24 protein-coding genes are annotated in these 23,177 nt (G+C 34.0%); 15 read left to right on the top strand and 9 right to left on the bottom strand.

Annotated elements, in window-relative coordinates:
- Positions 1-39: 39 nt before the first annotated feature.
- The 4 genes from C1724_RS14965 to C1724_RS14950 are packed head-to-tail and all read left to right on the top strand — an operon-like array spanning position 40 to position 4,068.
- Positions 40-846, top strand: a complete 807-nt coding sequence (locus C1724_RS14965; protein ID WP_258000411.1) for a DUF4430 domain-containing protein — start codon at positions 40-42, stop codon at positions 844-846.
- Positions 846-1,724: an energy-coupling factor transporter transmembrane component T gene (locus C1724_RS14960; RefSeq protein WP_102347528.1), complete on the top strand. Its 879-nt coding sequence runs from the start codon at positions 846-848 to the stop codon at positions 1,722-1,724. The genes C1724_RS14965 and C1724_RS14960 overlap by 1 nt, the downstream gene beginning before the upstream one ends.
- Positions 1,712-3,385, top strand: a complete 1,674-nt coding sequence (locus C1724_RS14955) for an ABC transporter ATP-binding protein (RefSeq protein ID WP_102347527.1) — start codon at positions 1,712-1,714, stop codon at positions 3,383-3,385. The genes C1724_RS14960 and C1724_RS14955 overlap by 13 nt, the downstream gene beginning before the upstream one ends.
- Entirely contained in the window at positions 3,361-4,068 is a 708-nt protein-coding gene (locus C1724_RS14950) for an ECF transporter S component (RefSeq protein ID WP_102347526.1), read from the top strand. The genes C1724_RS14955 and C1724_RS14950 overlap by 25 nt, the downstream gene beginning before the upstream one ends.
- 77 nt (positions 4,069-4,145) lie before the next feature.
- Here the strand turns inward: C1724_RS14950 and C1724_RS14945 are convergent, their stop codons facing one another.
- Entirely contained in the window at positions 4,146-6,281 is a 2,136-nt protein-coding gene (locus C1724_RS14945; protein WP_258000410.1) for an EAL domain-containing protein, read from the bottom strand.
- 435 nt (positions 6,282-6,716) lie between these two features.
- Here C1724_RS14945 and C1724_RS14940 point away from each other — a divergent pair, with 435 nt between their 5' ends.
- Both C1724_RS14940 and C1724_RS14935 read left to right on the top strand, forming a co-directional pair.
- On the top strand, positions 6,717-6,917 hold the full coding sequence (locus C1724_RS14940; RefSeq protein WP_102347524.1) for a cold-shock protein: 201 nt from the start codon (positions 6,717-6,719) through the stop codon (positions 6,915-6,917).
- A gap of 238 nt (positions 6,918-7,155) precedes the next feature.
- Positions 7,156-8,094: a DMT family transporter gene (locus tag C1724_RS14935; protein ID WP_102347523.1), complete on the top strand. Its 939-nt coding sequence runs from the start codon at positions 7,156-7,158 to the stop codon at positions 8,092-8,094.
- 143 nt (positions 8,095-8,237) lie between these two features.
- Here C1724_RS14935 and C1724_RS14930 read toward each other — a convergent pair whose 3' ends face one another.
- Complete coding sequence (locus C1724_RS14930; protein ID WP_102347522.1) at positions 8,238-8,561, bottom strand: DUF3817 domain-containing protein; 324 nt, start codon at positions 8,559-8,561, stop codon at positions 8,238-8,240.
- 162 nt (positions 8,562-8,723) lie between these two features.
- The gene (locus tag C1724_RS14925; RefSeq protein WP_102347521.1) at positions 8,724-9,812 is read right to left on the bottom strand and encodes an AI-2E family transporter; all 1,089 of its coding nucleotides are present in this window, start codon (positions 9,810-9,812) and stop codon (positions 8,724-8,726) included.
- Positions 9,813-10,026: 214 nt separating this feature from the next.
- Between C1724_RS14925 and C1724_RS14920 the strand changes: the two genes are divergently transcribed.
- The 5 genes from C1724_RS14920 to C1724_RS14900 all read left to right on the top strand — a co-directional run bounded on the left by C1724_RS14920 (position 10,027) and on the right by C1724_RS14900 (position 14,770).
- Positions 10,027-10,491, top strand: coding sequence for a MarR family winged helix-turn-helix transcriptional regulator (locus C1724_RS14920; protein WP_374703455.1), 465 nt, complete (start codon positions 10,027-10,029; stop codon positions 10,489-10,491).
- A 409-nt stretch (positions 10,492-10,900) separates the two neighbouring features.
- A complete protein-coding gene (locus C1724_RS14915; RefSeq protein ID WP_102347520.1) occupies positions 10,901-12,394 on the top strand; it encodes a DUF1538 domain-containing protein in 1,494 nt (497 codons plus the stop codon).
- Positions 12,384-13,052: a P-II family nitrogen regulator gene (locus C1724_RS14910; protein ID WP_102347519.1), complete on the top strand. Its 669-nt coding sequence runs from the start codon at positions 12,384-12,386 to the stop codon at positions 13,050-13,052. The genes C1724_RS14915 and C1724_RS14910 overlap by 11 nt, the downstream gene beginning before the upstream one ends.
- Before the next feature lie 40 nt (positions 13,053-13,092).
- A complete protein-coding gene (locus C1724_RS14905) occupies positions 13,093-13,398 on the top strand; it encodes a hypothetical protein (RefSeq protein WP_102347518.1) in 306 nt (101 codons plus the stop codon).
- 373 nt (positions 13,399-13,771) lie between these two features.
- Positions 13,772-14,770 carry an NAD(P)H-dependent flavin oxidoreductase gene (locus C1724_RS14900; protein WP_180994312.1) on the top strand — a complete coding sequence of 333 codons (999 nt, stop codon included), beginning with the start codon at positions 13,772-13,774 and terminating at the stop codon, positions 14,768-14,770.
- Positions 14,771-14,827: 57 nt separating this feature from the next.
- On the opposite strand, the gene C1724_RS14895 is transcribed toward C1724_RS14900, so the two are convergent.
- Complete coding sequence (locus C1724_RS14895; RefSeq protein WP_102347516.1) at positions 14,828-15,610, bottom strand: hypothetical protein; 783 nt, start codon at positions 15,608-15,610, stop codon at positions 14,828-14,830.
- A 142-nt stretch (positions 15,611-15,752) separates the two neighbouring features.
- Between C1724_RS14895 and C1724_RS14890 the strand changes: the two genes are divergently transcribed.
- Positions 15,753-16,235, top strand: a complete 483-nt coding sequence (locus C1724_RS14890; RefSeq protein WP_102347515.1) for a GAF domain-containing protein — start codon at positions 15,753-15,755, stop codon at positions 16,233-16,235.
- A gap of 161 nt (positions 16,236-16,396) precedes the next feature.
- On the top strand, positions 16,397-16,684 hold the full coding sequence (locus C1724_RS14885) for a hypothetical protein (RefSeq protein WP_102347514.1): 288 nt from the start codon (positions 16,397-16,399) through the stop codon (positions 16,682-16,684).
- A gap of 35 nt (positions 16,685-16,719) precedes the next feature.
- Here the strand turns inward: C1724_RS14885 and C1724_RS14880 are convergent, their stop codons facing one another.
- From C1724_RS14880 to C1724_RS14860, 5 genes are all read right to left on the bottom strand, one after another.
- A complete protein-coding gene (locus C1724_RS14880) occupies positions 16,720-17,835 on the bottom strand; it encodes a histidine kinase N-terminal domain-containing protein (protein ID WP_102347513.1) in 1,116 nt (371 codons plus the stop codon).
- Between the two features lie 259 nt (positions 17,836-18,094).
- On the bottom strand, positions 18,095-18,955 hold the full coding sequence (locus C1724_RS26130; protein WP_102347512.1) for a PhnE/PtxC family ABC transporter permease: 861 nt from the start codon (positions 18,953-18,955) through the stop codon (positions 18,095-18,097).
- Positions 18,955-19,743 (bottom strand): PhnE/PtxC family ABC transporter permease, encoded by a 789-nt coding sequence (locus tag C1724_RS26125; RefSeq protein ID WP_102347511.1) that lies wholly within the window; start codon positions 19,741-19,743, stop codon positions 18,955-18,957. The genes C1724_RS26130 and C1724_RS26125 overlap by 1 nt, the downstream gene beginning before the upstream one ends.
- The gene (locus C1724_RS14865; protein WP_102347510.1) at positions 19,718-20,500 is read right to left on the bottom strand and encodes a phosphonate ABC transporter ATP-binding protein; all 783 of its coding nucleotides are present in this window, start codon (positions 20,498-20,500) and stop codon (positions 19,718-19,720) included. Before C1724_RS14865 ends, C1724_RS26125 begins: the two co-directional genes overlap by 26 nt.
- Positions 20,501-20,512: 12 nt before the next feature.
- A complete protein-coding gene (locus C1724_RS14860; protein ID WP_102347509.1) occupies positions 20,513-21,427 on the bottom strand; it encodes a putative selenate ABC transporter substrate-binding protein in 915 nt (304 codons plus the stop codon).
- 374 nt (positions 21,428-21,801) lie between these two features.
- Here C1724_RS14860 and C1724_RS14855 point away from each other — a divergent pair, with 374 nt between their 5' ends.
- A complete protein-coding gene (locus C1724_RS14855) occupies positions 21,802-22,089 on the top strand; it encodes a DUF6509 family protein (RefSeq protein WP_102347508.1) in 288 nt (95 codons plus the stop codon).
- A 196-nt stretch (positions 22,090-22,285) separates the two neighbouring features.
- Positions 22,286-23,167: an ATP-binding protein gene (locus C1724_RS14850; RefSeq protein ID WP_102347507.1), complete on the top strand. Its 882-nt coding sequence runs from the start codon at positions 22,286-22,288 to the stop codon at positions 23,165-23,167.
- Positions 23,168-23,177: the final 10 nt, after the last annotated feature.

Genomic DNA, 23,177 nt, shown 5'->3' with positions numbered 1-23,177 from the left:
TTCGTTCTCCTTAACTGTTATTAGATGGAGGGGTTTTAAATGAAACGAATCATGAAACTACTGTTTTTCATAACAATAATAGCCTTATTACTAGGCGGTTGTAACTCGAATGAATCGGTGGCGACTATAGGGGACAGTAATCAAGAACACCAAAAGGAACAATCCGAGGAAATGAATCAAGACGACCAACAAAATGCAAAAGAAAATTTAAACTCCGAAGTTGATCAAGAGAAGGCAGAAACTATTAAAGCAGTTCCCGAAACAGTAAAAGATCTGGAAAAAGATTTAACGCAAGAAACACCAGTCACAAAAAAAGTAGAACCAAGTAGCAACACTAAAGTGGAAAATAATAAGCCTGTTAAGCAAGTTGAAAAATCCATTACTAATCAGCCAACTGTAACACAAACAGAGAAGAAGTCTGAAGTACAATCTAGTGGTTCATCTGAAATAAAGGAATCTGTTAAGGAGCAGCCAACAACAACAGAAACTCCAACAACTTCTATAAACCAAGTTACAATGATAATCAAAGCAGATGCTGAGACTGGTGTAATATTAAATCCAACACAGGTGTTGTTTGAAAAAGGAGATACTGTTCTTGATGTATTAAAGAAAGTAACGAAGGAAAAAAGAATTCAAATGGAATATCAAGGAAGTGGTCCAACTGCATATATAGAAGGAATTCAAAATCTTTATGAATTTGATAAAGGACCGAAAAGTGGCTGGATGTATAATGTAAATGGTACTTTTAAAAAAATGGGTGCAGGAACAGCGGAAGTAAAAGCTGGTGACCGGATTGAATGGGTATATACATTGGACCTTGGTAAAGATGTAGGAGCTAATAAGTAATGAAATATTACGATGGCTTTAACGCTTTACATCCTTTCGTTGGCCTTATTTATTATGTAGGAGTATTTGTCTTAAGTATGATATTTCTACATCCTTATTTTTTATTAAGTGCTTTAACTGCTGTTATTCTTTTAAATATTTTTCACGACCGAGCGAGAAAATTACAAAAAGGATTGTTTTTTTTCCTTTTTTTAAGTTTCGTCATTTTGGTGATCAATCCGCTTTTTTCTCATCGTGGGGCGACGATATTATTCTATTTTTTAGATCAACCGATTACCTTAGAAAGCATCATGTACGGCTTGATGATGATGTTATCCATCCTTGTATTATTGATTGCGTTTATATCTTTTAATTTTATTATCTCTGAAGATAAATTTATTTTTTTATTTTCATCATTTGCTCCCAGAACAGCCTTATTAATTATGATGTCATTTCGATTTGTTCCACTTTTAAAAAGAAGACTAACAGAAATCTCACTTATTCAGGAAACGAGAGGAATATCAGTTAGAACGGGTAATTTAAAGCAGAGAGCAAATGCTGGCATGAATATATTGCATATTTTGCTTGCATGGTCATTAGAAGAGGCTTTACAAACAGCTGATTCAATGAAAGCACGTGGATATGGTGTAGGCAAGCGGAGCTCTTTTTTTACGTATCGTTTTCATAGGAGGGATATCATTTACCTAACCTGGTTTGTTTTCCTTAGTGTAACATTAGTTTCGGCTGGGGTGTTGGGGTTTGGTACATTGGAAATTTACCCACAGCTTGAATCACTTAAACTATCACGGTCAGAGCAGTATATATTCGGGGTTTTCCTAGTATTTATTTTCACGCCACATTTGATTGAAGGAAGGGAACGATTACGATGGCTTTACTAGAAGTGAAGAATTTGTCTTTCACATATGCGGGTGATAATCAAAAAACATTAACAAATGTATCCCTTGATATCAGAGAAGGTGAAATTATTGTATTATGTGGCCCAACCGGTTCAGGCAAAACAACTTTATTGAAACATATGAAGAAAGAGATTTCACCGATTGGAACTACAAATGGGACAATTTTATATAATGGAATTGAATTAGATGGACTATCATCATGGACTACTGCTAAAGAAATTGGGATTGTATTTCAAGACCCCGAAAATCAAATAGTGACAAGCACAGTATGGCATGAATTAGCCTTCTCGTTGGAAAACTATGGATACAGTTCGCATGAAATGCGAAAAAAAGTCGCTGAGATGGCAACCTTTTTTGGGTTAGAGGATTGGTTAAATCGATCCGTTCACGAACTTTCAGGAGGGCAGAAACAGCTTGTTAATTTAGCATCTATTCTCCTGCTACAACCACGGTTATTGCTTTTAGATGAACCGACAGCTCAATTAGATCCGATAGCAACTCGAGAATTTCTGCAGATGATTCAACGTGTTAATCAAGAGTTTTCAACAACAATGGTTATTATCGAGCATCGGCTGGAAGATGTATTTCCAATTGCAGACAGGGTGATTTTGCTTGAGCGAGGGGAGATTATTCTTGATGATGCTCCACAGTCTGTTATAGCGAAAATAACTGAAAACCAAGAGTACTTTCACTATTTGCCTGAAGTTACTAAGTTATATTTGTCAATGAACGTATCTGCTTTTGATTCGGTTCCAATCACTGTTAAAGAAGGTAAGCAGTGGTTGAATAGTATATCCTCTCAAGATGAACCTATACTAAAAAACATGCAGATTCAAGAAGAAATAGATATAAACAGTGAAAATATTCTTGAGTGTAAGGACGTGTTTTTTCAATATAACTCTGGTGAAAAGTTGATACTTGAAGGCGTAAATTATTCCATTAAAAAAGGACAATTTGCGGCGATTATTGGTGGAAATGGTGCAGGAAAGTCAACACTATTGAAATTGTTGGCAGGCTTAACTGCGCCAAAACGTGGTAAGGTGTTGTTAAATGGAAAACCGATTATGAAAATAAGAGCGGAGGATCGCTATAAAAAGATAGGCTATTTGTCGCAAAATCCGCTAGCTTTATTTACTCAAGATACGGTTGCAGAAGAACTTAAATTAGTAGTAGAGCAGATGCAGAATAAATCAACACAACAATCGCTTGAAGATAGCATTCACTTTTTTGGATTGGAAAAAGCACTTCAGCACCATCCTTATGACTTAAGCGGTGGGGAAAAGCAAAAACTGGCCCTTGCTTGTATTCTATTAAAAGAGCCTTCAATATTGTTAATTGATGAACCCACAAAAGGATTAGATCCTACCTTTAAAAGAGAGATCGGTGAATTACTAAAGAAGTTACAAAAAAATGGATTGACGATTCTAATGGTTACACATGATATAGAGTTTACAAGTAGGTATACTGATTATTGCTCACTGCTGTTTGCAGGAAATATTGTCGCAGAGGGTACGCCGCAACAGATGTTTAGCAATAATTACTTTTATACAACCTCGATTAATCGATTAGTCCGGCAGTATGCTCCAAAAGCACTAAATTACGAGGATGTGGTCAAACTATGGAACGTCGCAAGCTACTCTTAATAGCAATTAGTCTACTTTTGCTGCTATTGTTATACTTTACAATAGTACATGGCGGTGAGCATTATTTACTTATAAGCATCTGTATATTAATTGCTGCTATGTTGCCTTTTTTTTTACGATTTGAGCGAAAAAACCTAGATGCCAGAAGTTTAGTACTTGTAGCCATATTATCTGCTGTAGCAGCTGTAAGTCGCGTTCCATTTGCAGTATTGCCAAGTGTTCAGCCAACATCTTTTGTTATCATCATGTCAGGTCTTGTTTTTGGTGCTGAATCAGGCTTTATGATTGGTGCAATTGCAGCAATAGTTTCAAATTTATTTCTGGGACAAGGCCCCTGGACACCATGGCAAATGTTTGCTTGGGGAATGATTGGACTTTCAGCTGGACTAATGAAAGATTGGCTTTGGTCAAAAAATAAAATACTATTGCTATCATTTGGATTTATCTGGGGATTTCTATTTGGATGGATTATGAACTTATGGTATATGGTGGGGTTTGTTGAAAACATTACGTTAGACATGATTCTAACGGCGATGGCTACCAGTTTCTATTTCGACATGGCTCACGCAATCTCTAACGTAGTCTTCTTAGCAGTATTTAGCACAAAGTGGAATACAATCTTGGAACGTTTTAAGGTTAAATATGGATTATTAAATCCTAAATCTACTAATGTCAAGGTATAACAACAAGGTGCACACCAGCGTTTCAGATGGTGTGCACCTGTTTATTTGTTCAGCTACCATGCCCTATTCTAAAAATGTTATATGATCTCTTGATTATACGTAAATGAATGAATTTGACTCTCTATTTCATTTGCTGGTAACGGTTTACTAATATAATACCCTTGTCCTAAATCACAATTGAATTTCTGTAAATATCGAATTTGCTCTACTTGCTCAATTCCTTCGGCTACTATTTTTAAATTTAAGGATTTGCCTAATGAAATAATTGCATTTGTCATAAATGAAGCCTGTCTTGCCTGGCTTTGACTAGAAATCTCTCGTATGAACGACTGATCAATTTTTAATGTATCAACTGGAAACTTACTTAAATATTTCAACGAGCTATATCCGGTCCCAAAGTCATCAATTGCTATTTGAACTCCTAATTTTTTTAATGATTGTAATTGCTTTATAATATATTGTTCTTCTAACATAGAAATACTTTCAGTAATTTCTAATTCTAAATAATGGGGATCTAACTTTGTTTCTTTAAGGATGTCGGCAATAATAGTTACAATATCATGTTGCCTAAATTGGTAGGCTGATAGATTTACTGCTACTGTTAAAAATGGTAATCCTGATTCTTGCCATTTTTTGTTTTGAATACATGCTTGTCTTAACACCCAATTGCCAATAGGATTAATTAGCCCCGTTTCTTCGGCTAATGGAATAAATTCACCAGGTGATATTGTCCCCAATGTTGGATGTTCCCATCTTATTAATGCTTCTGTCCCGATGATTTCTCCAGACCGCAAATCAAGTTTTGGTTGGTAATGTAGAATGAATTCTCCTTTCTCAACAGCCTTCCGTAATTCTAATTCAATTGCCATAATTCTCGACGGTTCGAGTCCCATTTCTGAATTGTAATAGGAAAAGTTATCTTTACCCTTTTCTTTAGCTTTATACATCGCTAAATCAGCATTCTTAATTAGTGATTCAACGTCTTTTCCATCATGCGGATACATGCTTATCCCGATGCTGCATGTAATAAGTATTTCTTTCCCTTCAATATAGAAAGGATGTTTAATCGTTTCAAGGATTTTCTTGGTTAAGGCAGTAATGAATTTTCTATCTTTATTAACTATAAAAATAGAAAATTCATCACCACCACGACGTGAGATCATCCCTTTTTCTTTCATTACGTCTTGTAGTCGATCAGCAACTAAGATGAGTAATTTGTCTCCGATACTGTGGCCAAGTGCATCATTAATATACTTAAAACGGTCTAAATCTAAAAATAATAAAGCAACTTTCTTTTCTATGAGTAAGGTTTTGGTTAATTCATTATCAAATTTTCTGCGATTGGCCATTTTTGTTAAAGTATCTTGTGAAGCTAATAATTTCAACTCTTGTTCAGTACGTTTACGTTCACGGAAAATAATCATTTGTGTTTTCGTGCCCATGACATCGAATGGAACAGTTAATAACTCAACATCTATTTCCTTGCTAGTTCCTAGTTTTATCTTTCCCTCTACTAATCCAATGTCATTTGGTATGTCGGAGGTAATTTCATGTTTAGTAACAATTAACTCGTCTATCCTCTTTCCGACTATCTCTTGAGAATCAAGTAGATCACTACAAAATTTATTCGTAAAGTTTATCTTACCATCGCTTACATTTAAAATTCCTAATGGTGAATGGTCTACTAATAGTCGGTATTTTTTTTCACTTTTTTTCATGTTCTCAAATAATCGCCAAGTAAGAAATAACACAATCATAAATAAAAGATTAATGAACATTAAGACGAACTTATCGTTATTGAGACCGGCAAAGCTAGCTTCGCCTCTTTGTTCAATCAGTTTTACTGCTATGTCTAGGCTATGAATTAAACGTTCACTTTGGTTGTTTACTTCGTCAATTACAGCAACGTTATTTATATTTTTTGATAATATTAATTCAAGATTTGGTTTTAACTGTAACCAGTCGCCTTGAACCCTGTGGAATTGGGTTTGTACATCTATATCCTCTAAAGGAATGAGCTGTAGTGTTCCATTACCATTCATAAGTCCGTATAACTTGGTTTCAAATTCAATCATGGATGCCCGCAAATTGTGGTGCTTATCAATGTTGGGTGTATATATGATTTGGATTGCCTCTTTATTCATTTTTTGAGTGAGCATTCGTTCTCGACCTGCTACATTTATCAAGTGACTAATGTTTTTCTCTTTTGACAATGTATTGGATATAAAAGAGAAACTGAGTATAAATGTTTAGACCACTAATAAAAAGAGGATGCTCACTTTGAAGTAATTTAGTAATGCCATTATCTTTACCTCCACAACGGATCAGTAGCTATAATCTTTTTCAAAAACGCTTGTTTGTACGTCTATTTTTTAACCAAATTTCGAGGAGACTTGTTCATATTATTAAAATATCCATACAAACATAATATGTGATGTTTACATCGCTACATATCGAATTAAGCACAGTAATGTTGATGAATGTTACATTTTTATGAAATATTGATCAGTACTACTTATTCTTTTAATAAAAGTTGCAGAAGAAATTCGGGGATATTTTACAAATAACAAGTTTTAAAAAAAAATTACTGGTAATAATTAAAAAGGAAGTTCAAATTGAAATTTTTTATTTTAGCTAGGAGGCACAAAATGGAACGTGGTAAAGTAAAATGGTTTAATAGTGAAAAAGGATTTGGATTTATTGAACGTGAGGATGGAGATGATGTATTTGTTCATTTCTCAGCGATTCAAGGAGAAGGATTCAAATCTTTAGATGAAGGACAAGAAGTTACTTTCGACATTGAGAATGGCCAACGTGGACCACAGGCTACAAATGTTCAAAAAGTATAATAATTAAAAAATGCACACAGAACAGACTTACTTGTTAAGTCTGTTTTTTTTAATTGTTTTATCAAACACCTATTCATTTCAATTTTTTTAATGTATCATTATTCTATTACAATTTTATAAACATAATTATTATGTTAAAATGTCATGGCTTTGCTTAATTTGGTTCGGATACATAGGTCTTACTGAAAAAGTAGGCCTTATTTGATTTTATTTTGTTAATTCGAAAGAAGGTAAGGTTATGTCTAAATGGGTGTTATATAGTTTGTTATTTATCGTCATGATTATTTGGGGATTCAATGTGGTTGCGCTAAAAATAATCGTTACATTCTTTCCTGCAGCAATGAGTCAAAGTGTGCGAGTATTCTTAGCAGGTGTTGTCGTTATAGCTATTTTATTTTTTACAAAAAGCCTGGGAAAAATATCGCGAAAAAATTTAAAGGGCATTATGGTCACTGCTATTTTCGGTGTGTTTGCACATCATTTATGCCTAGCACTGGGATTAACAATGACAACCGCGTCGAAGGCTGGATTAATTTTGGGGCTTGTGCCCTTATCTACATCTATTTTGGCGATGTTTTTTCTGGGTGAAAAACTAACTATTCCAAGATTGATAGGTATATTGTTCGCTTTAATTGGTGTTTATTTTATTGTTGTCAATGGTTCGAACACATTAAGTGGCTTATCGATTGGTGACATTTATATATTTGGAGCTGTGATCACACAAGCTATCAGTATTATCCTCATAAAGAAACTTTCTGCAGACATGGATTCTAGACAAATGACGGGCTTAATGTTTTTATTTGGCTCAACCTTACTATTTGTTGCTAGCTTATTTATTGGTCAAAATGATTCTAATTCATTTTCAGGCACGCCGATGTATGTCTGGTTTGTACTTCTAGGCTCAGCTGTGGTTGCGACAGGTTTAGGTCATATGCTTTATAATTATGCTATCCACCGCTTGGGGGCTGGCAGCGCATCGATTTTTACAAATCTAACTCCATTTTTTTCGCTTATGGGTTCGGCTCTGTTCCTTGGTGAAAGGATAGTGATGGAGCATATTATTGGCTTTATTTTTATCATACTTGGGGTAATATTAGGGACTGGGACAGTGGAATTTTATATTCGAAAAAGAAAGAAATATAAAATGGGTAGTAAGGAAGTTCATAGTCTGCTATAAAGTAAGTAATCCTAAGGTGGAACAACTTGAAAAAGAGAAAGTTATTCTATGTTTGAGTCTATATTTTAAAAGCAGCAAATAATTGTATATAAGAAAAAAGCAGCTTGGATAATGCCAAACTGCTTTTTGTATACTAAAAAGTCTTATTGGTATATTTGGGGGTTAATGCTAAGGTTATCATCTTGTTTTCGTAACCATTTATTGAATAAATGTGGTCCGAATGGTAAAAACGCAGCGATAAAGGCTATTAACAGTCTTAGAATCGACCAACGAGCAGATATAGCTACATGGATAGAAGCTAGAACATAAAGTACGAAAAGTATCCCGTGAATCCAGCCCACAACATGGACTGCTTGTGGAAAGTTAGCAAAATACTTTAATGGCATAGCAATTAGTAGAAGAAAGAGAAAAGAGACACTTTCTAATAATCCAATAGTATAGAAACGATTCAATGCAGTTTTGAACAAGTTTGTCCCTCCTGAACTAGTAGTCTCGTTAAGTATAACAAATATATTTATGTGTGGAAATAATTAAGTAGTGGGCTAAAACTGAGGGGGGATGAGTGTATTAAGAAGTAGGGAGCTAGCCATTAAACCGGTAGCTCCAGAATTGTCTTCATACTATGATAATTATTTTTCTTTTAGCTTATATAGTTTTATTATGTTTACGACTAGTACCTTAGTAACTGCATATGCAGGGATAACGAAAATAATACCCAGAATTCCGACCAAGTTCCCAGCAGTTAAGATTAGAGTAATGATGGTTAAAGGGTGAATCTTTAATGTTTTTCCCATCACATTTGGTGAGATGATATTTCCTTCGATTTGTTGAGCAACGAGCATGATGATAGCTACATATAGTGCCAATATAGGATCTTGAAATAATGCCACTAAAAATGCAGGTATAACTGCTATATACGGTCCAAGAAATGGTATAACATTTGTAAACATGCCGAATAGAGCCAACATAAGGGAATAGTTTAGTCCAATAATGAGATATCCTATGAATAATAAAACACCGACACAAATACTGACAAAAACTTGTCCTTGAATATAAGATGCAATCGTACGATCCATTTCGGCTAAAATCTTATAAACATTTTCTCGTTTACTCGTTGGAAACCAACTGGCCACTCTTGGTGCAAATTGAGAGCTATCTTTCAACATATAAAATAAGACGAAAGGAACCAATACTAGATAAAATAAAGTATTAAATAAACCACCAATGACCCCAAATACCCCAGCGAGACCTTCAGCATAATTACCTAGATTACTTTGAATATTAGACTCAAATTGGGCACTATAATTAGCAATTGCGTCTTTCAAAAAAGCAGGTATTGCATTTTGATTGGTTTGTAAGTATTCAAAGGTGTTAATAACAACAGCAACCATATTTGGTAAATTATTGATGAACCGGTCCAACTGCTCGTTAAGGATTGGTCCTAAAAAACTACCAATAATATAAAAGAATAATCCGAACCCAATGTAAACAATTAATATGGCAAGCCAGTTAGGAACCTTCCACTGCTCTAATAAACGCACAAGAGGTCGGCATAAATAAAATAAAATTCCAGCTAATATAAATGGTAAAAAAATGGTCCTGATTAGGACTACAAACGGCGTTAAAATAAAGCTATTCAAATTAATAAGAAAAATAATTAATAGAAACATAATAATCCCTATCATAATTCTAAACCAGCGCTTTTCTGATAATGGCATTTTTTTCACTCACAATCTTTTTAATCCAAGTGGTACTTTCCACTTTTATGACTTTATATTATCATTATTGGTAAAAATTATATAATAATAACCATGTAAGATGACGGTAGTATAAAAATTAGTTAATTAGTAATATTAAATAGGGGTGTAATTTGACACTATGATAGAATTGGTTTATAATAATCTCGAATTCGAGATAAAATAAAAGAGGAAGATGATAGAATTGGGTAATAAAGTACCAAGTGAACAAGAAATGGATTTATCGCTAAAACTATATATTGTTTTATCAAGAGCGATGCAATCTATCAATAAGAAAGTAGAAGAAGACATAAGAAGTTATGGTTTAAATACGACGGAGTTCGCAGTTTTGGAATTGTTATACAGTAAAGGAGAACAACCGATTCAAAAAATTGGTGATAAAGTGTTACTAGCCAGCAGTAGCATTACGTATGTCGTTGATAAATTAGAAAAAAAGGATTATCTTGTACGAAAGCCTTGTGCAAAAGATCGACGTGTGACATTCGCAGTTATTACACAAAAAGGCACGGATTTCATGAATGAGATATTTCCAAAACATCGCGAAGCCATTCATGAGATTGTTGGTGGTTTAAAATCAGAAGAAAAAGAAGCGGTTATTAGCCAATTGAAACAATTAGGAATGCATGCGCAAAATTTGTAATTTTTTTAACTAATTATCTCGAAACAATATTATATTAATTAATATTATTAAGAGTAATTATACATTTAAATTACTATATTGTATCATTAACCAAATATGTTCAAAATTGTTCAAAATTATTGGATAATATTATCATGATGTAAACATATAATTCTTAAGAAGGATAGTATAAGTTTATTTTAATTTAATGATGGAGTCTGTCATAGTAGGAAATTTCCGAATTTCATTGGTGACAGACTTATTTGTATGTACGAAATTAGCAAACTGACCATAATAGATTAATAACCGGGTGGTTGAGATTTTGTGACAAAAATAAGTTGAACTAAGTTTTAATTTATTCGCTTAGATTTTCCCCTGATTTCTTCTGAGTAGGAATGTTGATATATAAATAAGAAAGGGTGAATTTTATTTGAATGTACTAGTTTCAAAATTTAAAGAAGTCTTATATGCTGTAATGCCCATTACTGTCATCGTGTTGCTACTAAACTTTACTCTCTCACCTCTAGACCCATCTTTACTTATCCGCTTTATAATTGGTGCTGTCTTAATTATTGTTGGTTTAGCGATTTTTTTATTTGGCGTGGATATTGGAATTACGCCGATAGGTCAAGCGATGGGATCTGCGATTGCGAAATCTAATAAAATTTTGGTAGTTATTATAGCGGGTTTACTCCTAGGATTTTTTATTTCAATTGCAGAACCTGATTTACATATACTTGCAGGACAGGTTGAATTTGTTACATCAGGATTAATATCTAAGACCAATCTAGTTGTGGTCGTATCAATCGGTATTGGTGTACTTATTTCGGCTGGTCTTGTAAGAAGTGTTTATAATTATCCTTTGTATAAACTGTTAACCATTTTGTATTTGATCATCTTTGTACTGGCATTATTTACGTCACCTGAGTTTCTAGCCATTTCTTTTGATGCTTCCGGAGCAACTACGGGTGCGTTGACTGTTCCGTTTATTTTAGCGTTGGCCTTAGGGGTTTCGGTGTTAAAAAAAGATAGTAAAGCTTCCGAGAAAGATAGTTTCGGCTTAGTCGCAATCGCTTCTACGGGTGCTATTATATCGGTGATGATTATGAATATTATTGCGAAAACGGATAAAATGACAGGCAGTCTTGAACATGTACAAACTGCCAAAACATCGATTATCGCACCTTTTTTAAAAAAGTTCCCTATTATAACTATGGAAATTATTTTAGCTTTGTTACCTATTTTGGTAATTTTCCTTGTATTTCAAAAAATTTCATTTAAAATGTCTAATAAATCAGTTAGAAAAATTTTGATGGGAGTATTATTTACATTTATAGGGCTTGTCTTATTTTTAGTAGGTGTAAATGCAGGTTTTATGGATGTTGGCAGTGCAATGGGCTATAGTATAGCCTCCTTAGATAATAAGGCATATGTTATCATTATAGCTTTTGTTTTAGGTGTGGTTACAATTCTAGCTGAACCAGCAGTTCATGTTTTAACACATCAAATCGAGGATGTTACAAGTGGCTATGTCAAGAGAAAAGTGGTAATGGGTACGCTTGCAATCGGTGTTGGTCTGGCTGTTCTTTTATCTATATTAAGGGTACTCATACCTGAGCTTCAATTGTGGCATTATCTTTTACCAGGTTATATCATTGCTCTTTCCATGACTTATATAGTCCCGAAATTATTTGTTGGGATTGCTTTTGATTCCGGAGGTGTTGCATCCGGCCCGATGACAGCAACTTTTATATTGGCATTTGTGCAAGGAGCAGCTGAGTCTATAGAAGGTGCAAATGTTTTAATTGATGGGTTTGGAATGATTGCAATGGTAGCGATGACACCATTAATTGCATTACAGGTATTAGGTCTAGTATTCAAATTAAAGTCGAAAAAAGGAGGGTTAGTGCAAAATGCTGAGTAATTCAGAAATGGCCGATTTTGAACTAGTTTGTATTATCGTAAACTTCGGAATGGGAAGTAAGGTGATGCAAACAGCAAAGAAACACGGTATTTCAGGCGGCACTGTATTGCTAGGGAAAGGCACGATCAAAAACCGCCTTTTGGAATTTTTAGCTTTAAATGATGTTCGGAAAGAGATCGTCTTAATGGTCTCTAATAAACAGACTGCCAACGAGGTTCTTGAACAGCTTAATCAAAAATTTAAATTTAGTAAGCCCAACCATGGTATAGCATTTACAACTTCCGTATCGCAAGTGTTAGGCACAAGGAGCTGTATAAGTGATCGGGTAAATGAAGAAAGGGGTGCAAATCATAATATGTATCACGCGATTACAGTGATTGTCGAAAAAGGGAATGCTGAGCATGTTATTGACGCTGCAACTGATGCAGGCTCTAAAGGTGGTACAATCATAAATGCTAGAGGTTCTGGCATTCATGAAACAAGTAAGGTGTTTGCTATGGCTATTGAACCAGAGAAAGAAATTGTAATGATTTTGTCGGATAAGGAAAGCACTGATGACATCGTAGCATCGATTAGAACAAAGCTTAAAATTGATGAGCCGGGTAATGGCATTATATTAATTCAAGAAGTAAAAAAAACCTATGGATTATACGAGTAGGCATTTGGTGCAGGACAAATGAAAAAGGAGACAGTTTCACATGAATATTCATATAGCAATTGCAGGCTTAGTTTATTTACTGTTATTAGTAATTGCATACGAAATTACAATCTTCACAAACTTGGAAAAAGAAAAAAGTGAGGAAATAATAAGTCGAGCTTATAATTATGCTTATGGTGTTCTAATTTTTGGACTGCTTATTGTTTATATCCTTTTAATGCTTCCACTCACAATAGATTATCAGGTTGCATCTTCTTTAATTATTGCTAGTAAGTTTAGTTCTATAGTTACACTTGGAGCAACATTATATTTATTAACTAAAAAAAGATGTGAGTATCGAAGTTGATTTTTTGATCTTAGATTATACAAGTAATAAAGAAATTGTATTAATATTATATAGCAAGCTATTTGAAAAAAACAGCAGTCAACTTAAAAAGTAGGCTGTTTTTTTGTTTTCTAACATAAGGCCCATGTGTGGATGTTTTATAAAGTTAGAGGAATCCACTCCATTACACAGTCTTCGTGGTCGAGGACGTCAAGATCTGCTAAACCGGTGACGCTACATGCCGGGGATATCCATAAAAAACAAATAAGATACGAATTGGGAAACCAGCCTTTCGGGGAGTCTATTAAATATTTTTTTTAAGGTCAAACGTGATTTGTTACACTGCTAATTCTAATGAAATTGTTTAAAATGAATATGAAAAATCTAAATTATGATGGAATGGGGAATTGTTTTGTTTTTACCAAAGCTACAATTTGCACATGTTAAGCCAAGTGTTCCAATTATGCAAGGTGGGATGGGTGTTGGTATATCGTTAAGTGGACTTGCATCCGCTGTTGCAAATGCAGGCGGCATCGGTATTATATCTGGTACCGGAATTTCAATTGAAGAATTAAAAATGCATATCCGGAGAGCAAGGCGATTAACAAATGGAAAAGGCTTTATTGGTGTTAACGTTCTATTTGCAATGAATGATTTTGCTGAAAAGATGAAAACCGCAATGCAGGAGAAGGTTGATTTTATTATTTCTGGCGCTGGTATTTCAAGGGATATGTATGCATGGGGAAGAGAATATGGTGTACCTGTTATTTCAATAGTATCCTCAGCAAAAGTAGCAAAGTTATCTGAGCGTTTAGGTGCTGCAGCTGTTGTAGTAGAAGGCCATGAGGCTGGTGGTCATCTAGGTACAGATCGACCGTTGTTTGAAATTCTTCCAGAGGTTATAGATGCTGTAAAGATTCCTGTAATTGCAGCTGGAGGAATATTAACTGGTGAGGATGTCGCTAAAGCCTTAAAGATGGGAGCATCTGGTGTCCAAATGGGAACCAGATTTGTAGCAAGTGAAGAATGTGATGCACCGTTGGCGTTTAAACAAAAATATATAAAAGCTACAATTGGGGATACGATGTTAGTTAAGACTACAGTTGGTCTACAGGGAAGAGCCATTAAAAATCAGTTAACAGAGCTCATTAAAGATGAGGGGAAGTTAAAAGTTGAAAAATGTATTAATTGCTTAAAAAAGTGCTCGCATCGGTTTTGTACTTTAGATACACTGCTTAAATCTATGAATGGTGATGTGGAAAATGGATTAGTATTTGCCGGTTCAAGGGTAAGCGAAATTGCAGAAATCCTACCTGTTAAAGAAATTATTGATAGAATCATTGAAGAGTATGAAAAAGTAGCCAATATAAATGAACAGCCACAAATGCATTAAAACGTATATCTGTACTTAGAAAGACTACTGAATTCCGATTCAGTAGTCTTTCTGTATCTAGAGGTCGATCTTAAATATAAACTCAGGATGTATATAGACAAGTTCAAAGTCCGGATTGTCTTTTAATAAAGTATATAAATCCTCTGGAGCAAACCATAGGTGGTCATTTTTAAATTGATAACTAGCACCATAGTAATAGCTAAGCCAAATTAACTTCGAGCAATAAATGTACTGCCACTCATCACTCAATGCTGTAGATAAGGAGAAATTAAAAATAGGCACTTTCTCATTTGGGTTTTGGCTGGCGTGATTAAAGTTGTTTAAGTAGTTTATTGCATATTCCGCGGCACCTTCACCCATTTTCGCCGATTTAGGTCTAAATTGAGCGTGTCTTGGGTGATAGTTGGTAAAACTACTAATAGTCCCTTTTCTGACAATCGGTGAAATACTGACAACTTCTATGATATTTTCGGGGTCGATTACAATTGCGGAATGCCCCATATATCCAGGTGGAAAGCCATTTACATTATCTGCAGCAATTAAAATATCACCTGCTTTGTAGGAAGGCCGTTCAGAACTCAATTCTCTAGAGTGAGAATGGTTTTTTAAAGGATAACTTTCTGAAATTGTATAAAAATTTCGATTTCGACTAACAGTTCCATGTACAGTTAGGATAGAGGCGTTGGGAAAGTGAGTTAAATTTATTATAATTTGTTTAACAAATGCTATATTTCCGATGTATTGATTATCTACAAAAAGCATTATGTTTTGTAAATCTGGAACCTTAGTTTCTACTTTGATCGTTTCACCTTCACGCTGAAACCCGATATAATTAGTCACGGTATCATCCTCCCCATTATTGTATGATATGTAACCATTGTTTAATGGGTGAGTAAATAAAGTTGCAGGATAAAAAAAAATAATAGATAATTATAATAACTTTGTATAACAGATATAAAAATAAATGTAGGGATTGATTAAAATGTTTGAAACAAAACAATACAGTGGTTCAAAAGAAAAAAATTACGAATTAGTGATTAAGCAACTACAGGCCTTATTAGAGGGTGAACAAAATCAAATTGCAAATCTAGCAAATGCATCAGCGTTATTAAATCAGTTTTTACAAGAAACTAACTGGGTTGGATTTTATCTCGTTGAAAACAACAACGAACTAGTACTTGGGCCATTTCAAGGTCTTCCGGCATGCGTGCGCATTCCATTTGGGAAAGGGGTATGTGGTACAGCAGCCCAAGAGTTAAAAACTCAGCGTGTTGCAGATGTACATGCATTTCCAGGTCATATCGCTTGTGACGCAGCATCTCAGTCAGAAATTGTTATTCCAATAATAAAAGATGGCAACCTGCTAGGAGTTCTTGATATCGACAGCCCAATAAAAAATCGCTTTGACGAAATTGATGAGAAATATCTTGAACAATTTGTCAACACATTGTCCGAGTATCTTTAAATTGAAAAGAGCATAGAAAAATTGCCCTAAGCAAAAAAATAAAATATGTGTTACATTAAAAAAGATCAAAAGCACAAAAAGTGAATTTGGTCTTTTTTTATAATATAAAGCTTTCGCTAAGATGGTAGGATTGTCAGTAAAGAACATGGAGGGCTTAATAAATGGAGATCATTTTCTCACAGCCTTTTGTGAAGGTATTGAGAACAATTGAAAACAATCAACAGCATACTATTGAACAACATAAAGTTATGAATTTATTTGAAGATAAAATTATAGCAGACTCTAAACTTTTCTATTTAAAAGATGTGTTGGATATATCATATAAAGCATTTTCACAAGATTATGGGTTTCTATATTTACATACGAACCAAGGTTTATTCTCATTTGTCGTTAGGTCTGAACCACATCATTTTATTAAAGAGTACAATAGATTAAAGAAGTTTAAATAATAATAAAAGAAAGCTAATTGAAGACTTAACCTCAATTAGCTTTTCAATTCCGGCAACTCAATTGTAAACGTTGTCATTTCATCATTAGAACGGCAATGTAAATGACCGGAATGCTTTTCAATAATTTGTTTACAAACGAATAAACCTAATCCTGTGCCTGTGTTTTTTGTTGTAACAAAAGGCTCAAATATAGATGCTAAGCTTTCATCTGGTATTTTTGGACCGTTATTTGATATATGAATAAATATTTTGTCTATCGATTTTGTTAGTGAAACAGTAATTTGCTTTCTTAATTCTTTCGACTGATCTAATGCTTCGATGGAATTAAAGATAATATTGACAAGAACTTGTTTAAGTTCATCACGATAACCGGTATATTCCATTCCTTCAGCACTAACTACTAAGTCAATCCCTTTGTCAACAGTGCGCGGGTATATAAAATCCTTTGTTTCCTCAATTAAATCAGTCATAAGAAATGACTCAACGTTTTTGTTTGTTTTGTTTTTAGAAAGTAGTAAAAATTGTGAAATTCTTGAATTAAGTTGATCAAGTTCTCTTTGTAAAACACTTATGTATGGCAATGTTGGATATTCAGATTTTAGTAGTTGAATAAATCCGATTACAGCTGTAAGTGGATTTTTACATTCATGTACAAAGCTTGAAGTCATCTGCCCTAGAATCGTTAGTCGATCTTTATGTGACTGAGCTATGAATCTATTTTTTTCTTCGATAATGGCATTCATTAGGGTTGTATATTCGCATACTGCATAATAAAGGAATTGATCAAAACATGTATTAATTTTATTGATACTTTCTTGTAATTCCTCAATCGAAATATTTAAATTACTTAGATGCTTAAAAACCTCTGTACGACTTAAATTTACATTATAAACAAGACTTCCAAGTTCCTTATTTGTTGAAACTAATTCCTTAGCTACATTATTAGCAAATTTTTTCAGATCAACTTCTTGTTTAGTAGGAGTAGAAGAACATATATAATCTTTCATAATATGATACATAGTGATCCCATAGTTAATTATTGTTTCTTGAAACTCGGGGTCGGAAGTTAAGATTTGATCCTTCCACCCGTCTACAAAATCATTAATATGTTCATCTATAAAGATAGAAATCTTTTCTTCGATTGTTAGCATCCGATACACTCCATAATAAGTTTGCTTATCTATACCATACTTATTTTACCAATTTTTCTACTAAAAAGTAAATAAAAAAACACCTAGATGTCGAAATATTTTGAAATTTTTTTACAATTAATGATAAAACTTTTATAGTTTTACAGCATAGTTCTATTTATATAAAACAGGAGACACTGTTTATATTAGGAAATAACTATTTAAGTTATTTCCTAAATTTTTACGTGATAACGTAAATGAGACCTTTTAATTATTGATACTATTGAATAAATCTTCGTATTCCTTCAGATATTAAATCTACTAATCCGACTAAAAATACGTAACATATCAAAAATAACGTTATTTCTGAGTAATGGAACCAGCTCATGCTTAGTTTAAATTCATGTCCTAAGCCCCCTGCACCTACAAATCCGACTACTATCGTCGTTCTAATAATAACTTCCCATCTATATAAAATGTAAGTGATAAATTTCGGCATAACAGTAGGTAGTACACCATAAATAAACATTTGGCTTTTGCTTGCTCCTGAAGAAGCTAAGCTTCGGATAGGGCGAGCATCTATATCCTCGATTACTTCTGCACATAGCTTGCCTAAAATCCCAAAGTTGTGTAGTGCTAAAGCAATCGCTCCAGGCAGTACGCCAGGCTTGAAAATGAAGATAATGATCATCGCCCATATTAGCTCTGGAACAGCTCTAGAAAAGACATAGGAAATTCTAATCAAAGAGTAGATTATTTTACTATACCATCGTTTTGTTAGGGTTAAGGATCCATTAGCAACATTACCGGCTGCTGGTATAACTGTAATTATCATTACAATGGTTGAGAAACCAATCGCCATAATACTCATTTGTAATGTTTCAAATGTGAGCATTAGTGCATTTTTCCAACTAGTAGAATCTAAAAATGCAGGTGTTTCCTCATTAACACCAACAAGCCCACTTAAAAATTTTTGAGTATGATAGAAATTCTTTTCGGAAAAAATCTCAATGAGATTTGCACCTTCACCTCTAATAACAAATACCCACGAAGAAATAATAATAAAAATCGTAAAAAAGAATGAAAATTTCACAAAACCAAACTTTGGCTTTTTATAAGGTGTTTGAGTTGTTTTTTTCATTATACCAGCCTCTTTCGTAGTACTTGACTCCATAAGTCGACTAATAAGACGAGGGCAAGTAAAAAGAAGATAAACGTCCATACTTCATCATATTTTAAGTCTGCTAGAGATAGGTTAATTTGATATCCGAGTCCACCTAATCCGATAAAGCTCATAATTGCTGATGAACGTATTGAACATTCAAACCGATACATCGTATAACTAATCATGTCAGCCGCTGCAAGGGGGAAATAACCGTACATTAGTAGTTGTAATTTTGATGCACCACTTGATTTCAAGGCAGCTATTGGTTCGGAGCGAACATCATTTAACATATCAGCAAAAATCCGGCCTAAAATACCGCCATATGGAATAGCAATAGCAAAGATGGCAGCATAAGGAGATAACCCAATTGCTGCTACGAATAACCACGCCCAAACTAGTTCATGAATTGCACGCATAAAACCTAGTACTCCACGGAAAGCAACCATAGTTGAAGATTTACTATATTTATTAGTTGATAAAACACCAGAAGCTAAAACACCAAAAATGATAGCTAAAATGATTGCTAATGACATTCCTGTTACAGCATAAGCAAATGTTCTCCAAGAGGCTACGATTGCTAGTTTTAATATTTCTGGAGATAAGTTGGGTGTGAAAAAACCTTCAATAATTTGAAGTATCATTACTTTCCCGCCAGAATGAACTAAATCCGATCCCCACTGAACTGAAAATAAACTCCAGATAAATACAAGCAGCATAACAACTGTTAGGATTGATTTTTTATGGAGATGAGGATTTTTCTGCATCGTCGTTCAACTCCGTTAAATAATAAAGATCTGTTAGCATCTGTTCCGAGACTTCTTTGGTTGGTAGATCAAAGAATACTTTGCCTTCTCGTAATGCAATGATTCGATCAAAATATTTTATTGCTAAGTCAACCGAATGAAGACTTGTAATCAATGTTTGATTTTCTTCTTCAACTAATGAAACAAGTATGGAAATAATATCATCTGCCCGTGCCGGATCAAGTGAGGACACAGGTTCATCTGCTAGTATGATCCCTGGGTGTTGTACTAGTAACCGTGCAAGTGCCACACGCTGTTGTTGTCCACCTGAGAGGTTAGCTGTTTTTTCATATAATTTATCAGCTAAGCCAACACGTTCAAGGGCAGAAACTGCTAATTGCTTATCCTGTGGTATAAAGAAAGACAGCATTGACTTGAAGAAACCCCATTCACCTAGTCGTCCGGCCAGAACGTTGTGAATCACTGGTAATGAAGGAACTAGGTCGAATTGTTGACGAATGATACCAATTTTTCTAGATAGCCGTTTTCCAGCTTTAAATTGTTTTGCTGGAATACCGTCAATTAAGAGCTCTCCATGATCAGGCTTAATAATAGTTGCCAGGATGTTTAGTAATGTTGATTTACCTGCACCGCTGGGACCAATTAATGCGATTTTTTCACCTTTTTGAATAAAAAGAGAAAGGGAAGATAGTGCTTTACTCTCCCCATAAAATTTCTCTATGTTATTTAGTGTTAATTGTTGTAATGAAGACTTCATTTCTTCCACCTACTATCGTATAATACCAAGTTGTTTAGCAACGTCTTCAATTGCAGAATAATTATCATTATTAGTTTCGACAAATTTATCTGTTTGGAATAAATCTAGCAGTTCTTTTTGTTCATCATTCATAGATAATAAAGCTGCAATTACTTTTTCTTTAGTACCTTCACCGAATGTTTCATCCACTTTGTTAATAGTCCAATTATAATCAAAGTAAGCTGGAGTTGTATAAAATACGTCTACTAAATTTGTATCTACTTTACCTTCTTCAACAGCACTTGCCCAAACAGCTTCATTCAGTGCACCTGCTTGAAACGCACCTGATTCAACTAATTTATAGGTTTGATCATGCGACCCTGAATAGTTTGGCATGCCATCAAATGCCTCTTCCGCGTTGATACCCGCTTCCATTAAATAAAATCTAGGCATTAAATGCCCTGATGTCGAACTTTCGCTACCAAACGTAAAGCTATGGCCTTTTAAGTCTTCCAACGCTTGAAGTCCAAGTTCTTTTTGAGCAATAAAAACTGAATGGAACTCAGCATCTCTTGGTCTTTGAGCAATTGCTTCAGCTTCAGGAACTAGATTCCTTACTTGTACACCGGTTAATCCACCAAACCAACCTAAATGTATTTCACCGCGTTCAAAAGCTGTAACTAATGCTGCATAATCTACAGATGGTACATATTCAACCTCTAATCCTGTTTGTTCACTTAGATATTCAGCCATTTGTCCAAACTTTCGATTTAATTCAGAGACATCTTGGTCAGGTATGGCACCAATTTTAAATACTTGTGACTCTGATTTTGTTTCAGGTGCAGGTTCAGTTGCTGTAGAATCATCTGCATTATCAGTGTCACCACCACATGCAACAAGCATTAGAATAAAAATAATTGAAAATAATGATAAAAATGTCTTTTTCATAAGCTCCTCCTATAAGTGTGTTTAATATTAAACATTAGGATTAATTATACGATTTTCGTTAGTCCGAGGTAAAGTGATTTGCATTAAATCTATGTTAAAAATTTAACAAATCATAGCATTTTTACTTTGGAAATTACCATCTTATTTTTTTAGCAGAAGGAAAGGTTGTATATAAAATAATAGAAAGATCCCACGGCTATTTTTCAAACTTTAGTACCAACCTATAAAGTACTTGAAGTAAACTTCTCGTTAGGATATATTATTGCGTATATTGCTTGGGACTTGATTATAATGAATAAATTTTTTTAAATTTAGTTTAATGTTCTAGTAAGTAAGTCAAAATGATGATAGGTAATGTTGAAGGGAGAAGGAACATGAATATAACAAATCATACTGTTGAGACATTAGAAGACCCATTTGGTATTCTTTCCGGGGAGCGATATGAATTTATTATTGATATTGAAATACCAGAGGATGATGAGTTATTCTCGGAAAAAGGCATTTATATAAAACTAATTTATGCTGTTGATGAAAAGGGTGCAGGAATTTCATCGTATCATCTATACGAGAAAGGCTCTGACCGTTATATCGATTTTGCATTAGATGAAGATGAAGAAACGATGCTCGACGCTTATTGTAAAACTCAATTAGGACTATCCTAATATAGATTAATATTACTATAGAAAATAGCGGACTAAAAAACAGCGTGAATGGTCTGCTATTTTTTATTTATATTTTATCGTATTTTTTAGGTTAGGATAATAAACAATGTCTATCCATAATTAGTTTCTAAGATGTTTAAGATGTTATTATAGTAAAATGTGAAGTTGTTATTAATATGGAAGAAAGGATACTACTATGAATCTTGAGTTACTTAATCTACCAACTGAAATAAAAGAAAAAATTCAAAAGCGGAAAGAGCATTTTGTTGAATCTGAATCAGATTTAATTGGTCGAGGTGGCTATATGCCCCAGGATGATAGCATCATCTATGATGCATTAATTGCGTTAGCGCTAGGGAAAAATATATTGCTGAAAGGGCCAACAGGATCTGGTAAAACTAAATTAGCAGAAACATTATCATTTTTGTTTTCACAACCGATGCACAGTATAAATTGTTCGGTTGATCTAGATGCCGAAAGCCTATTAGGTTTTAAGACCATAGCAAATGAAGACAATCGTACAAGTATTGAATTTGTACCAGGACCAGTTATCAAAGCTATGAAAAAAGGACATCTTCTATATATTGATGAAATTAATATGGCTAAGCCTGAAACACTACCGATCTTAAACGGTGTCCTCGATTATCGTAGAATGGTGTCTAATCCCTTTACAGGTGAAGTTGTGGTTGCTGAAAAGGATTTCTCAGTTATTGCTGCAATAAATGAAGGGTATGTTGGTACGGTGCCATTAAATGAGGCATTAAAAAATCGCTTTGTCATTATTGACGTTCCTTATATACAAGGTGAGCACTTAAAGAAAGTTATTATAGAACAATCTAGTCTAGATGATGAAACACTTATTAATAAATTTATTACTTTTTCAGGCGATTTAATTATTCAGGCTAGGAATGGACAAATCTCTGAAGAAGCTGCTTCAATTCGTGCTTTGTTAGATACATGTGACCTTGCAAAATTTATGCCACCTTTACGTGCTATCCAAAGAGGGATTATTGAAAAACTCGAAGAAAAATTAGAAAAAGCCGCGATTCAAAATATCGCTGAAACTTTATTTAGTTAAGGGATGTTTC

The sequence above is a fragment of the Bacillus sp. Marseille-P3661 genome (assembly GCF_900240995.1).
GTDB lineage: Bacteria > Bacillota > Bacilli > Bacillales > Bacillaceae_J > OESV01.
Note: the sequence above shows the minus strand (reverse complement) of the source record. Positions and strands in the feature narration are given on the sequence as shown.